We start from the raw sequence: 14,175 nt of genomic DNA on the forward strand, positions 1-14,175 counted from the left end.
GCGGGAGCAAGCCCCCGCCCTACCCAATAAGCGAAATACCTGGCCCGTCCTTGGGCATGGGGCGCAGCCCCATCGCCGCAAAACAGGTCATAGGGCGAAGCCCTATACCTTTTCTGGGCGGGTGGGCGGGCAAAATAATAATAAGGAGGCGCAAACGATGGAATTCGACGCCGGACAATTTGATATTGCGGTCATCGGCGCGGGCCACGCGGGCATTGAAGCCGCGCTGGCGGCATCGCGCCTCGGGATGAAGACCGTTTGCTTTACGATCAATCTGGACGCTGTCGGCAACATGCCGTGCAATCCCGCCATCGGCGGCACCGGCAAGGGCCATCTGGTGCGGGAGCTGGACGCGCTGGGCGGCGAGATGGCACGGGCCGCCGACAAAACGTGCATCCAATACAGGCTTTTAAACCGCGGCAAGGGCCCCGCCGTCCACTCCCTGCGCGCCCAGGCCGACCGCAGGGCGTACCAGCAGCTCATGAAGCACACGCTGGAAACGCAGGAAAATCTCAGCCTCCGGCAGGCGGAGATCACGGAAATCCTTGTTGAGAGCGGCGCCGTAAAGGCTGTCAAAACCCAGACCGGCGCGGTATATCATTGTAAAGCCGCCGTCATCTGCTCGGGCACGTATCTGTCGGGCCGGACGATCGTCGGCGACGTTTTAAGCGACAGCGGTCCCGACGGGATGCACGCGGCCGCGTCGCTGGGGAACAACCTCAAGGCGCTGGGGCTCGACATGCGGCGCTTCAAAACAGGCACGCCGCCGCGCATCAACGGGCGGAGCGTCGACTTTGCCAAAATGGAGCTCCAGCCCGGCGACGAAGAGCCGGTGCCCTTTTCCTTTGAGACGGACACGCCGGTGGAAAACCGCGCGGTGTGCTATCTCACATATACAAATGAAAACACCCATGACGTCATCCGTGAAAACCTCCACCGCAGCCCACTGTACTCCGGCGTTATCGAGGGCGTCGGGCCCCGGTACTGCCCGTCCATCGAGGACAAGGTGGTGCGCTTCAAGGACAAAAAGCGGCATCAGCTGTTCATCGAGCCCATGGGGCTCGGGACGGAGGAGCTCTATGTGCAGGGCTTTTCGTCCTCGCTGCCGGAGGACGTGCAGCTCAAAATGCTGCACACCATCCCGGGACTGGAGCACGCGGAAATGATGCGCTGCGCCTACGCCATCGAATACGACTGCCTGAACCCCCTGGAGCTGCTGCCGACGCTGGAAACGAAGAAGCTCGCCGGCCTTTACGGCGCGGGACAGTTCAACGGCACCTCGGGCTACGAGGAGGCCGCCGTGCAGGGCTTTGTGGCCGGCGTCAACGCCGCTTTGAAGCTCAAGGGCCTGCCGCCGATGCTCATCCGGCGCGACGAGGGCTATATCGGCACGCTCATCGACGACCTGGTCACAAAAGGCACGAACGAGCCTTACCGCATCATGACGTCCCGCTCCGAGTACCGCCTGTACCACCGCCAGGACAACGCCGACATCCGGCTGTCTCATATCGGGCACCGCGCCGGGCTCGTCTCCGAGGCCCGGTATCGAAAGGTTTTGAAAAAATACGATGATGTGGCGCGGGAGATAAAGCGCCTGGAAAGCACGTATCTCGCGCCGACGCCGGAGCTCGCCGCACTTTTGGAGGCCTGCGGCACGACGCCACCGGCCTCCGGCGTGAGCCTCGCCGCCCTCCTCCGCCGCCCGCAGCTCGATTACAAAAGCCTCGCGCCCTTCGACGCCGCCCGGCCTGCCCTTGACCCGGCGGTGGCCGAGCAGGCGGAGATCTCCATCAAATACGACGGGTATATCAAACGCCAGACGCGCCAGGTGGAGGACCTCCGGCGCATGGAGGACGTCCGGCTGCCGGAGGATATCGACTACGGCGCCCTGCAGGGGCTCCGGCTGGAAGCCCGGCAGAAGCTGGGTCAGGTCCGCCCCCTGAATCTCGGCCAGGCCTCCCGCATCTCCGGCGTCTCCCCCGCCGACATCGCCGCCCTGTTGATCCATCTCGGGCGATAACCTTGTCTCTGATTCAAAGAGCGTTAATATCGTAGGGACCGATGCCCACATCGGCCCGTCGGGGTATGCAGGCTCAGCGGGGCGATGTGGGCATCGCCCCCTACGAGGACGGCGGCACCTGAAGTTTCATCAGTTACAATATAGTAAAGGACGTGTATCATGGATTATTCCGTTTACCTTTTCGATTTTGACTACACGCTGGCAAATTCCGAGCGCGGGATTGTGGCGTGTTACCGGCATGTCCTGGACAAGCACGGCTATACGGGCGTCTCGGATTACGATATCTGCCGGACGATTGGGCACACCCTCGTCGATTCCTTTGAGATGCTGTGCGGAGAAAAGGACAGGGCAAAGCTGGAGCTGTACCGGTCGGAATACGGGAAAAAGGCCGACGAGATCATGGTGGACAACACGTTTTTATATCCCCAGGCTGTGCCGGCGCTGGAGGCGCTGAAGGCGCGGGGCCGCACAAACGGCATCATCTCCACAAAGCTGCGTTCCCGCATCATGGGCACGCTGGAACGGTATAATATTGTGCCCCTGGTGGATATAATCATCGGCGGAGAGGACGTGACGTCGCCGAAGCCGGACCCGGAGGGCGTCCTTGCCGCCATGGCGCGCCTCGGCGCCGATAAAAGCGGCGTTTTGTATATCGGAGACAGCCTTGTTGACGCCGGGACCGCGAAAAACGCCGGCGTCGATTTCGCCGCTGTTTTGACCGGCACGACCACGGCGCGGGAGTTTGACGGCTTTCCGTGCGTCAGGCTCATGAAGGACCTGGGCGAGCTGATTTAAGGCCCGGCGCGGTCAGGTATCGCGGCGCGGCCAAAACAAAAATCATCTTTACAACAATTTGCTTCTATGTTAGAATACACTAGTTTTAACCCCGTCTCTTAGTTCCGGGAAAAAGCCGGGCAAATTCCGGTGCCTTTCCGCCCGATACTCAGACTCCGGGGAACATCAAAGAAAGGACTTTTGATATGATCACCAAGGACCAGAAAACAGCCGTCATCGAATCAAACCGCACCCATGGGACCGACACCGGCTCCCCGGAGGTTCAGATCGCCATCCTCACCGAGCGCATCGCGCAGCTGACAGAGCATCTGAAGGTTCACGCCAAGGACAAACACAGCATGCTTGGGATGTATAAGATGATCGGCAAGCGCCGCAACCTGCTGGACTACCTCATGAAAAAGGACGTCGAGCGTTACAGGGCCTGCATCGCAAAGCTCGGCATCAGAAAGTAAGCACGGCCGTATCAGGGCTGGTCTGAACGTATCAGATCGGCCCTGTTATGACATACTAAGTATATTACTGCGCTTTTTTTCCGGCGCTGTAACATAATAGAAAAAAACAAGGAGCAGGCAATCCCATAGCAGTTGAAAATGCATCCGAGCGCGCTTTCGGATTTGTTTTCAAGTGCTAGGAGATTGATGCTCCGGATATTGAAAGGAGCATTCCATGATCATCAAGCACAGAGAATTCCCCGGGTACAAGCAGTATTCCACGACGCTTGGCGGAAGGCCGCTCACCCTGGAGGTGGGCAAGCTGGCGGAGCTGGCCAATGCCGCCGTCCTCGTCAAGTACGGCGAAACGACGGTCCTCGTCACGGCCACCGCATCCTCGCGGCCCAGGGACGGTATCGACTACTTCCCGCTCGGCGTCGACTTTGAAGAAAAAATCTACTCCGTCGGCAGAATCCCCGGCGGATATCTCCGCCGCGAGGGGCGTCCCTCGGAGCGCGGTATCCTGGCCAGCCGCATGATCGACCGGCCGATGCGTCCCCTCTTCCCCCACGACCTCCGCAACGACGTTATCATCTCCTGCACCGTGATGTCCGTCGACTATGACAACGCGCCCGAGATCGCGGCGATGATCGGCGCTTCCGCCGCCGTCTCCATCTCCGACATTCCGTTCAACGGCCCCATCGCCGGCGTCGGATTGGGCTATCACGACGGCAAGTATCTCATTAATCCCACCAGCGCCGAGCGCAAGGTCAGCGATATGTACTGCACCATCGCCGCCACCGAAAAGAAAATCGTCATGATCGAAGCCGTCGGCAACCAGGTCCCGGAGGACGTGATGCTCAACGGCATCATCGCCGCCCACGAGGCCATCAAGCCCGTCATCGCGCTCATCAACCAGATGGTGGCCGAGATCGGCAAGCCGAAGTTCGAGTACGCCAAGGCGTCCTTTAATGAGGAGCTGTTCCAGAAGATCGTGGACAAGTACCTCGACGACGTCAGATTCTGCATGGACACCGACGACAAGAACATCCGCGAGGAACGCTACAACGCCGTTGTGGCCAAGATGATCGAGGAATTCGGCGAGCAGTATCCCGAAATCAGCGCCCAGCTTGAGGAAATTACCTATAAGATTCAGAAGAAGGTCGTCAAGGCGTGGCTCTTGGAGGGCAAGCGCGTGGACGGCCGCTCGATGAACGAAATCCGGCCGCTGTCCGCCGAGGTCGGCGTCCTGCCGCGCGTTCATGGCTCGGGCCTCTTTACCCGCGGCCAGACGCAGGTGCTGTCGATCGCAACGCTCGGCACGCTGTCCGAGGCGCAAAACCTTGACACGATCTTTGAGGAGACCTCAAAGCGCTATATGCACCACTACAACTTCCCCTCCTTCTCCACCGGCGAGGCAAGACCCAGCCGCTCCGCCTCCCGCCGCGAAATCGGCCATGGCGCCCTCGCCGAGAAGGCGCTGGAAGTGGTGCTCCCCTCCATTGAAGAATTCCCGTACGCCATCCGCGTGGTCAGCGAGGTCCTCTCCTCCAACGGCTCCACCTCCCAGGGCTCGATCTGCGGCTCAACGCTGGCCCTCATGGACGCCGGCGTGCCCATCAAGGCGCCCGTGGCCGGCATCTCCTGCGGCCTCATCTCCGACGGCGACTCCTGGACGACCTTTATCGACATTCAGGGCGTCGAGGACTTCCACGGCGAAATGGACTTTAAGGTCGCCGGTACGAAAACAGGCATCACGGCCATCCAGATGGACCTGAAAAACGACGGCCTGACCTACGATATCATCAAAAACGCCTTTGAAATCACCCGCGAGGCGCGCCTCCAGATTCTCGACGAGGTCATGCTCCCCGTTATCGCCAAGCCGAGAGAGGAGCTGGCGCCGACGGCGCCGAAGATGATCTCCATGAAGATCAATCCCGACAAGATCCGCGAGGTCATCGGCTCCGGCGGCAAGGTCATCCAGAAGATCGTCGCCGACACCGGCGCGAAGATCGACATTGAGGACGACGGCAGCGTGTTCATCTCCTCCAGCGACATCGAAGCCTGCCGCGCGGCGAAAAAGATCATCGACAGCATCGTGTTCGTCCCCGAGATCGGCCAGCTCTACTACGGCAAGGTCGTCCGCATCATCCCGATCGGCGCTTTCGTCGAGCTTGCCCCGGGCAAGGACGGCATGGTCCACATCTCCAAGCTTGAAAACCGCCGCGTTGAAAAGGTTGAGGACGTCCTCAAGGAGGGCGACATGACCTGGGTCAAGGTCACCGACATCGACGACCGCGGCCGCGTCAACCTCTCGAGGAAGGACGCGATCAAGGAGCGTCAGGCGGACGGCCTGCCCATCGATCAGGCGTAAGCGACAGTATCATAAAGTGTAGGGGCGATTCACGAATCGCCCGATCGGATATTCGGCAATAGCGGGCGATTCGTGAATCGCCCATACAGATATAAACAATTTCGGGCAGGGCGTTATGCCCTGCCTGCATTTTACGAGGTCATTTATGTACGAAAAGATCGTCCTGCCCAATGGCGTCAGGATACTGCATGAATATATTCCCTACGTGCGCTCCGTGTCGCTCGGCATCTGGGTCGCCACCGGCGCGCGCTATGAGGACGCCCGGATGAACGGCGCGTCCCACTTTATTGAGCACATGCTGTTCAAGGGCACGGAAACCAGGTCCGCCGAGGAGCTGGCCGTCATCATGGACACCATCGGCGGCCAAACGAACGCCTTTACGACGAAGGAGTGCACCTGCTTTCACGGGCGCGTTTTGGATACCCATCTCCCCCTCCTGTCCGACGTCCTGTGCGACATGTTCTTTCACTCGAAATTCGCCGAGGAGGACGTGGCGAATGAGCGCGGCGTCATCCTCGAGGAGATCGATATGTATCAGGATACGCCGGAGGACCTGGCCACCGAGCGCTTGTCCTCCGCCGTCTTCAAGGGCTTTTCACTGGCCCGGCCGATCCTGGGGACAAAGTCGACGCTTGGCAAAATGACGGGCGAAACGCTCCGGGATTATATGGCCGAGCATTACCGCCCCGATTCCGTGGTCGTCGCCGTCTCCGGCAGCTATAAGCCGGAGGATATCGCGCAGCTCCGGGACATATTTTCCGCCATGCCTCACGGCGGCCGGAACAGCTTTAATAACGCCGTTTATACGCCCACCTTCACGGTCAAGCGCAAGAGCCTCGAGCAAAACCACCTCAACATCGCGTTTCCCGGCGTGGCCGTCACGGATAACAGCCGCTTTACGCTGCAGCTTTTGTCCGACATTCTGGGCGGCGGCATGTCGTCGCGTCTCTTCCAGACGGTGCGCGAAAAGCGGGGCCTGTGCTATACGGTCTATTCCTATGGCTCCAGCTATATCGACACGGGCCTGTTTTCCATCTACACCGCCCTCGGGCGGGAGACGGAGCTGGAGGCCGTGCGCGTCATCGTCGAGGAAATCAAGCGCTTCAAGGAGGCCGGCGTCACGCAGGAAGAGCTCCGGCGGGCCCGGGAGCAGGTCAAGGCCAACGTCCTGATGGGCCTCGAGTCCACCGCCACGCGCATGAACCGCCTGGGCCGGAACGAGCTGTACTTCGGCGCCGTGCCTGAGCCGGACGAAATCATCGCCCGCTACGACAGCGTGGCAGCCGACGACATCCAAAAGCTCGCCGCCCAATGCCTCGATCTCGGCAAAGCCTCCTTCTCCGCCGTCGGCAAAGTCGACAACGCCGAGGTATACAGGGAGCTGTTTGCCCAATAAGCAGTAAATAATGCAAGGGGCGGATTCATATCCGCCCCTCTCTTATGCGCGGCGTGGCACGGGGCTCCTTCAGTCGTCGGGACGATCATTGGCCGTCCGCCTGGCGCGGCTTGTTGTCCGGGATAAGGACCGACGGCGGGCCGAGTCGTCCCGCCCTACGGCGCCGCCATTGAATTACCATAACGCAGGGCAGAGCTTGCTCCCGCCGCCCCTGTCGGCGCGGCCGGCGACACCGTGTCCGCGTCCCCGGGGCGGAGCCCCACGGGTCCGGGCGGAGCCCCACGGGGGTCCGGGGCGCAGCCCCGTTCCAAACGGGGTCATAGGGACGCAGCCCCTATACCTCTATTGGGCGGGTGGGTGGGGTTTAAATGAATCGTTTGACTTTTCGTGCCCGTCTCACTTATAATCAGTCTGTAATAAAACCCTTTGGAGATGAAAGTAATGGTTTATCCCATCACGGTGGCCGGCGTTAAACGTGACCTGCCGCTCTGCAAGCTCAACGAGACGATGCACATCGCCGCGTTCGTCATTTTCGGCGACGTGGAGCTCACCGTCAAAAGCGCCGAGGCGCTGTTAAAGAAAGCGCCGGAGTTCGACTATCTCGTCGCGCCCGAGGCCAAGGCCATCCCGCTCATCCATGAGATGGCGCGTCAGAGCGGACGGAACGAATACTTCCTCGCCCGCAAAGCGACGAAGCTCTACATGAACGGCGTCTTCGAGGCCACAGTGCGCTCCATCACAACCCAGGGCGAGCAGAAGCTCTATATGGACGGCGCCGACGCGGCCAAAATAAAGGGCAAGCGCATCCTCATCATCGACGACGTTATCTCCACGGGCGAGTCCCTCCGGGCTGTGGAGGAGCTGGTTAACCAAGCCGGCGGCAACATCGCCGGCCGTATGGCGATCCTCGCCGAGGGCGATGCCGTCGAACGGAACGATATCATCTACCTCGAGCCGCTGCCGCTCTTCGACAAGGACGGCAGGCCGGTCAAATAACATACGCCGGCCCAAGCGGCCGGCAAAGAGAGCTTTATATGGACGAGATATATACGGACATCAACGCGCGGACCATCGACGCCTGGGTCGACAGGGGCTGGGAATGGGGCCGCCCCGTCAGCCGCGAAATATTTGAAAAAGCGCGGCGCGGCGACTGGTCCGTCGTGCTGACGCCGAACAAGCCCGTGCCGAAGGAATGGTTCTGCGCCTTTGAGGGCGCGGAGATTCTCGGCCTCGCCTCCGGCGGCGGGCAGCAGATGCCGATCTTTACGGCCCTGGGCGCCAGATGCACGGTACTCGACTATTCCGAAAAGCAGCTCCAGAGCGAAAAGGGCGTGGCCGCGCGGGAAAGCTACGAGATCACTACAGTCCGCGCCGATATGACGAAGCCGCTGCCTTTCCCGGACGGGCGCTTCGACCTTATCTTCCACCCCGTCTCAAACTGCTACATTGAGGACGTGGTCCCCGTCTGGCGGGAGTGCTGCCGGGTCCTGAAAAAGGGCGGCATCCTGCTGTCGGGCTTTGACAACGGGTTCAATTACGTCTTCGACGATGAGGAAACGGGACTTGCCCACAGGCTGCCGTTTAATCCGCTGAAGGATCAGGCGTTATACGACGCTTCGGTAAAGAACGGCTGGGGCATCCAGTTCTCCCACACCATCGAGGAGCAGCTCGGCGGCCAGCTCAGGGCCGGCTTTATCCTGACGGATATCTATCAGGACACCAATGGCTCCGGCCGGCTCGCCGACTACAACGTGCCGACCTTCTACGCCACGCGGGCCGTGAAAGCATAAGCGACCATACTCAAACAACCGAGGCTGACCGCCTCGGTTGTTTTCTTAAGGGGTAAAGCCCTTTTATACCTCTTAGGTTATTTCTCGCGGAGCTTTCTGAAAAACTCCGTCATGAGCGCGCGGCACTCAGGCTCGAGGATGCCGCCGACGATCTGCGGGGAATGGCCGAAGCGCTCCATAAAGAGGTTAATGACGCTCCCGCAGGAACCGCTTTGCTCCTCCTTCGCGCCGTAATACAGCTTTGGGATGCGCGCGTTGATGATCGCGCCGGCGCACATGGGGCACGGCTCCAGCGTGACATAGAGGGTGCAGCCGCCAAGCCGCCAGTCGCTGAGCTTTTTACAGGCCTCGTCAATCGCCATCAGCTCCGCGTGGGCCAGGGCGTTCCGCGCCTTCTCGCGCCGGTTGCAGCCTCTGCCGACGATGGCGCCGCTCTCGTCCACAATGACGCAGCCGACCGGCACCTCGCCCTCTTCCATCGCCTTTTTCGCCTCGAAAAGGGCGCTTTTCATATGCGCTTCGTGATCCATTTTCATCTCCACTCTCCTGTTTTTCATCGTACCATACGCCGCCGGATCGCACAAGCCGTTTGCGCTGCCGGTCCGGCGGATGCTTTGTATATAATATGCCGCTTCGGTTAATAATCAACATGTCACAGTTTTACATCATTATCATCGGGGGGTTCAATATGCTCGTATCAGAACTTATGACGGACAGCGTGATTTCCATCGCGCCGGATGAACCGGCGTCGCTGGCCGCGCGCCTGCTTTTCAGGCACAATATCGGCGCTATCCCGGTCTGCGCGGAGGACGGACGGCTCCGGGGCATCGTCACCGACCGTGACATCGTCCTGCGCTGCGTCGCCGCCGAAAACGACCCTGAGACGACGCCCGTCCGCGAGATCATGTCCAGGGGGCTCATCACCGTCAGCCCGACGGACGACGTCCGGGAGGCGGCCCGGCAAATGTCGGAGGCGCAGGTACGGCGGCTCCCGGTCGTCGAATCAGGGCGGCTCGTGGGGATGCTGGCGCTGGGCGACATGGCAAAAACGCACTCGTTCGACATGGAGGCGTCCAAGGCGCTGTCGGAGATTTCCTCAAACATCCGCAAGAGATAGAACCGTTTATAGGTCGGTTATGTAGGGGCAGACCTTGTGTCTGCCCCTTTCGCTGTGCAATCTATTCGGTAAAGGGCAAACACCAGGTTTGCCCCTACGGAGATATGGCATTTCGTTTGGTACAAGGCATTGACAAGCACGGCCTATTCATTATAAAATTAAAAATCGGTAACTTCGAGGTTTTTACCCAGGTGGGCGAAAGCATAGACGGATATTTTGGAGGCAATTTCATGAAAAAGTATGGTTTAAACGAGCTGCGCGAGATGTTCTTATCTTTTTTTGAAAGCAAAGGGCATCTGCGCCTGCCCAGTTTTTCACTGATACCGCAGAACGACGCGTCGCTTCTCCTGATCAATTCCGGCATGGCCCCTATGAAGCCGTGGTTCACCGGCGAGCAGGAGCCGCCCCGCCGCCGCGTCTGTACCTGCCAGAAATGCATCCGTACCGGCGACATTGAGAACATCGGAAAGACCGCCCGGCACGGTACATACTTCGAGATGCTGGGCAACTTCTCCTTCGGCGATTATTTCAAGCGGGAGGCCATCTCCTGGAGCTGGGAGTTTTTGACGAAAACGGTCGGCATCGACCCCGAGCTCCTCTACCCTTCCATTTACGAAAAGGACGAAGAGGCCTTTGAGATATGGAACAAGGACATCGGCATCCCCGCCGAGCGGGTCTTCCGCTTCGGCAAAAAGGACAACTTCTGGGAGCACGGCGCCGGTCCCTGCGGCCCCTGCTCCGAAATCTATTTTGACCGGGGGCCGGAGAAGGGCTGCGGCAAGCCGGACTGCACCGTCGGCTGCGACTGCGACCGGTACATCGAGGTCTGGAACAACGTGTTCACGCAGTTTTCAAACGACGGCAACGGGACCTATACCGAGCTCACACAGAAAAACATCGACACCGGCATGGGCCTGGAACGCCTCGCCGTCGTCTGTCAGGGCGTGGACAGCATCTTCGACGTCGACACCCTTATGAATATCACGAACAAGGTATCCGCCATCACCGGCGCTACCTACGGCCAGAGCCACAAGACGGACGTCTCCCTGCGCGTCATCACCGACCACATCCGGTCGGCGACCATGATGATCTGCGACGGCGTCCTGCCCTCCAACGAAGGGCGGGGCTACGTCCTGCGGCGCCTCCTGCGCCGGGCGGCGCGCCACGGCAAGCTTCTGGGTGTTTCCGGGACATTTTTGTGGGAGGTCTGCGCGACCGTCATCGAGGAAAACAAAAATGCCTATCCGGACCTTGTGGAAAAGCAGGATTACATCACCCGCATCATCAAGGTGGAGGAAGAAAATTTTAACAGGACCATCGACGGCGGCATGAGCATCCTGACGAGCCTGATGGAAGCCCACAAGGCAAAGGGTGTCGCCGCTTTCCCCGGCGAGGACGCTTTCAAGCTCTACGACACCTACGGTTTCCCCGTCGACCTGACGCTGGAGATCATCGAGGAGCAGGGCTTCACGCTGGACCGGGCGGGCTTTGACCGCCTGATGCAGGAGCAGCGCACCCGGGCCCGCACCGCCAGAGCGGCGCTGGGCGACCTGGCATGGGCCGGCGTTGACCTGGGGCTGGACAACACGCCCACGGTGTTTACGGGCTACGACCATTTTATCGAGGAGGGCCGCATCCTCGCCCTCGTCTCAGACGGCGAGCTCTGCTCGTCGGTCAGGACGGGCGACGAGGCTATCATCGTGCTGGACCGGACGCCGTTTTACGCCGAAATGGGCGGACAGGCCGCCGACCACGGCACCATCTCCTCCTACGGCAATATGTTCAAGGTCACGAGCGTCCAGAAAAACAAGGGCGGAAAATACCTGCATTCCGGCGTTATGGTCGCGGGGGAATTCCACGTGGAGAACACCGTCACGGCGGAAATCGACGAGACGCGGCGCCGTGCCGTCATGCGCGCCCACTCGGCCACTCACCTGCTCCAAAAAGCGCTGCGGCTCGTCCTCGGCGACCATATCCAGCAGGCCGGCTCGCTGGTGGAGCCCGACAAGCTGCGCTTTGACTTTACGCACTTTGCCGCGACCACGCCCGAGGAGCTCCAGAAGGTCGAAAACCTCGTCAACAACGCCATCCTTGACGGCATGCCGATAAAGATTGAGGAAATGCCGATCAATGAGGCGAAGAAAATGCGCGCCACGGCGTTGTTCGGCGAGAAATACGGCGATATCGTCCGGGTGGTCAGTATGGGCTCCTTTTCCACCGAGCTCTGCGGCGGCACGCATCTGGACAACACCGCCAAGGCCGGCGCGTTCAATATCACCAGCGAATTTTCCGTGGCCTCCGGCGTCCGGCGCATCGAGGCCACCGTCGGTCAGGCGACATTGGAAAGCCTCCGGCAGTCAAGGAGCATGGTCTTCGAGCTGGCCGGCATCCTCAAGGCAAACAATCCGGGCGAGCTCGTCCAGAAGCTGGAGCAGCACCTGGGCGAGCTCCGGGAGCTGCGCCGGGCCATCGACGCATACAGCGCGAAAGAGGCCAACGGCGAGGCCTCGCGTTTCCTGGCGGGCGCGCGGACCGTCGGCGACCTGAAAATACTGACGGCGGCCATCGCCGACGCCGACGCCGACAAGCTCCGCCAGATGGGCGATTTTCTGCGGGACAAGGACGACAGCGTCGTCGCCGTCCTGTCGACGGTAAACGACGGCAAAATCACCTTTGTGGCCGTCTGCGGCCCCGCGGCGGTGGCAAAGGGCGTCAAGGCCGGGGAGCTCATCAAAACGGTCACAAAGCTCTGCGGCGGCTCCGGCGGCGGCAAGCCCGACTCCGCCATGGGCGGAGGAAAAGAATTATCGAAGGTCGACGACGCGCTGGCCGCGGTGGATGATTTCGTCATAGAGAAATTAGGGCTCTAAGCTCAAAAATGAGGAGGCAATATCATGTCGGACTGTATTTTTTGTAAAATCGCGGCCGGGGAGATTCCCTCGACGAAGCGTTATGAGGACGAGGAGATCATCGCGTTCAACGACCTGTATCCGCAGGCGCCCGTTCACTTCCTCGTCGTGCCTAAAAAGCACATCGCCAGCGCCGCCGATATCACACCGGAAAACTCGGCCGTCGTTTCAAAATGCTTTGAGGTGATCGCGCAGCTGGCCAAAAAGGAAAACCTTTCCGGTGGCTTTCGCGTCATCACCAACAGCGGCGCGGACGCCGGGCAAACGGTGGATCACCTGCACTTCCACATCCTGGCCGGCTCAAATCTCGGCCCGAAGCTCTGCCCAGACAAATAAAGTAATCAGCAATCGTTTACGATACGCCCGCCGTCTGGCGGGCGTATTGCTGCATAACCGGTTTTAGCATTGGATAAAAATAGTAAAAAAACATATTGAAATTCCCCAAAAAATAAGGTAATATGTGAAGCATGTGGATATTAATACCATATTTTTACATCTTTCCGCATCTGCACGGAGACTGTAACCTGCAACAATAGAATATTTGGCAAACCTATTTAAAGATAGGGACGCAAAGTCTGGAGTCTAAAGCCGCCGCCGGGCGGTCATGACCGTTCGACTGCAAGGAGCTTTTTTCTTGCGGTCTTTTTTTATCCCGTCATGGCCGTCATAAGGCGGCAGGCTGTTCGTCCAACAGAAGAGATCATAAAGCGTTGGGAGGTTTTTGGGTTGAAGAAAAGCAAAAAAGGCGTATCGGCGCTGCGGAGGATTTTAACCGCCGTCGGGTACGCGGTCTGCGCTGTCCTCGCTGTTATCGTCGTTGTCAATGTCACATTGATCGTCAAATCGTATGTCCACCCCGACACGGTACCGGATTTCCTCGGTTATAAACCGTTTATCGTCCTGTCGGGGTCGATGGAGCCCGCCATCACGGCGGGAGACCTTATTATCACCAGGGAAATCGCCCCGGAGAACGTCAGTGTGGGAGACATCATCTCCTTCAGGACGGACGAGGACGCGGTGGTATCCCACCGGGTGACGGAAATCAACACGGACGGCGGCCTGTCCTTTCAAACGAAAGGCGACGCCAACGTCGGGACGGATAACGGCAGCGTCTCTCCCGATAAAATCGAAGGGCTGTACATATGGCGCGCGGCAAATCTCGGCAGGCTCGCCCTCTTTATCCAGACGCCGCTGGGGATGCTTGTTTTTGTCATTACGCCGATCTGTCTGTTCATACTCTATGATGTCATCGCGCGCGCCAGGCGCAACAGAAAAAAGCCCGGCGGCGAGACGGAGCTCGCGGCCTTGAACACAGCCGGGAAGGGTGATGATGAAACATGACG

12 protein-coding genes and 1 riboswitch are annotated in these 14,175 nt (G+C 59.7%); of the genes, 11 read left to right on the forward strand and 1 reads right to left on the reverse strand.

Going from position 1 to position 14,175, the window contains the following annotated elements:
* Positions 1-157 precede the first annotated feature (157 nt).
* From mnmG to BUB60_RS10955, 7 genes are all read left to right on the forward strand, one after another.
* Complete coding sequence (mnmG, locus tag BUB60_RS10925) at positions 158-2,020, forward strand: tRNA uridine-5-carboxymethylaminomethyl(34) synthesis enzyme MnmG (RefSeq protein ID WP_073078839.1); 1,863 nt, start codon at positions 158-160, stop codon at positions 2,018-2,020.
* A gap of 159 nt (positions 2,021-2,179) precedes the next feature.
* The gene (locus BUB60_RS10930) at positions 2,180-2,815 is read left to right on the forward strand and encodes an HAD family hydrolase (RefSeq protein ID WP_073078841.1); all 636 of its coding nucleotides are present in this window, start codon (positions 2,180-2,182) and stop codon (positions 2,813-2,815) included.
* A gap of 185 nt (positions 2,816-3,000) precedes the next feature.
* Positions 3,001-3,267, forward strand: a complete 267-nt coding sequence (gene rpsO / locus BUB60_RS10935; protein WP_073078844.1) for a 30S ribosomal protein S15 — start codon at positions 3,001-3,003, stop codon at positions 3,265-3,267.
* 214 nt (positions 3,268-3,481) lie between these two features.
* The gene (locus BUB60_RS10940; RefSeq protein WP_073078846.1) at positions 3,482-5,620 is read left to right on the forward strand and encodes a polyribonucleotide nucleotidyltransferase; all 2,139 of its coding nucleotides are present in this window, start codon (positions 3,482-3,484) and stop codon (positions 5,618-5,620) included.
* Between the two features lie 145 nt (positions 5,621-5,765).
* Complete coding sequence (locus tag BUB60_RS10945; protein WP_073078848.1) at positions 5,766-7,016, forward strand: M16 family metallopeptidase; 1,251 nt, start codon at positions 5,766-5,768, stop codon at positions 7,014-7,016.
* 441 nt (positions 7,017-7,457) lie between these two features.
* Positions 7,458-8,012: a phosphoribosyltransferase family protein gene (locus BUB60_RS10950; protein WP_073078850.1), complete on the forward strand. Its 555-nt coding sequence runs from the start codon at positions 7,458-7,460 to the stop codon at positions 8,010-8,012.
* A 38-nt stretch (positions 8,013-8,050) separates the two neighbouring features.
* Positions 8,051-8,806, forward strand: coding sequence for a class I SAM-dependent methyltransferase (locus BUB60_RS10955; protein ID WP_073078852.1), 756 nt, complete (start codon positions 8,051-8,053; stop codon positions 8,804-8,806).
* A gap of 77 nt (positions 8,807-8,883) precedes the next feature.
* Here the strand turns inward: BUB60_RS10955 and BUB60_RS10960 are convergent, their stop codons facing one another.
* A complete protein-coding gene (locus BUB60_RS10960) occupies positions 8,884-9,336 on the reverse strand; it encodes a nucleoside deaminase (RefSeq protein WP_073079121.1) in 453 nt (150 codons plus the stop codon).
* A gap of 158 nt (positions 9,337-9,494) precedes the next feature.
* On the opposite strand from BUB60_RS10960, the gene BUB60_RS10965 reads away from it, so the two are divergent.
* The 4 genes from BUB60_RS10965 to BUB60_RS10980 all read left to right on the forward strand — a co-directional run bounded on the left by BUB60_RS10965 (position 9,495) and on the right by BUB60_RS10980 (position 14,173).
* Positions 9,495-9,923, forward strand: coding sequence for a CBS domain-containing protein (locus BUB60_RS10965; RefSeq protein ID WP_073079123.1), 429 nt, complete (start codon positions 9,495-9,497; stop codon positions 9,921-9,923).
* Between the two features lie 230 nt (positions 9,924-10,153).
* Complete coding sequence (alaS, locus tag BUB60_RS10970; RefSeq protein ID WP_073079125.1) at positions 10,154-12,793, forward strand: alanine--tRNA ligase; 2,640 nt, start codon at positions 10,154-10,156, stop codon at positions 12,791-12,793.
* 24 nt (positions 12,794-12,817) lie between these two features.
* Positions 12,818-13,168, forward strand: coding sequence for a histidine triad nucleotide-binding protein (locus BUB60_RS10975; RefSeq protein WP_073078854.1), 351 nt, complete (start codon positions 12,818-12,820; stop codon positions 13,166-13,168).
* A 197-nt stretch (positions 13,169-13,365) separates the two neighbouring features.
* Positions 13,366-13,456: riboswitch (cyclic di-GMP riboswitch) on the forward strand.
* Positions 13,457-13,558: 102 nt separating this feature from the next.
* Complete coding sequence (locus BUB60_RS10980; protein ID WP_073078856.1) at positions 13,559-14,173, forward strand: signal peptidase I; 615 nt, start codon at positions 13,559-13,561, stop codon at positions 14,171-14,173.
* The last annotated feature ends 2 nt before the right edge of the window (positions 14,174-14,175 follow it).

It is taken from the genome of Sporobacter termitidis DSM 10068 (assembly GCF_900130065.1).
GTDB lineage: Bacteria > Bacillota > Clostridia > Oscillospirales > Oscillospiraceae > Sporobacter > Sporobacter termitidis.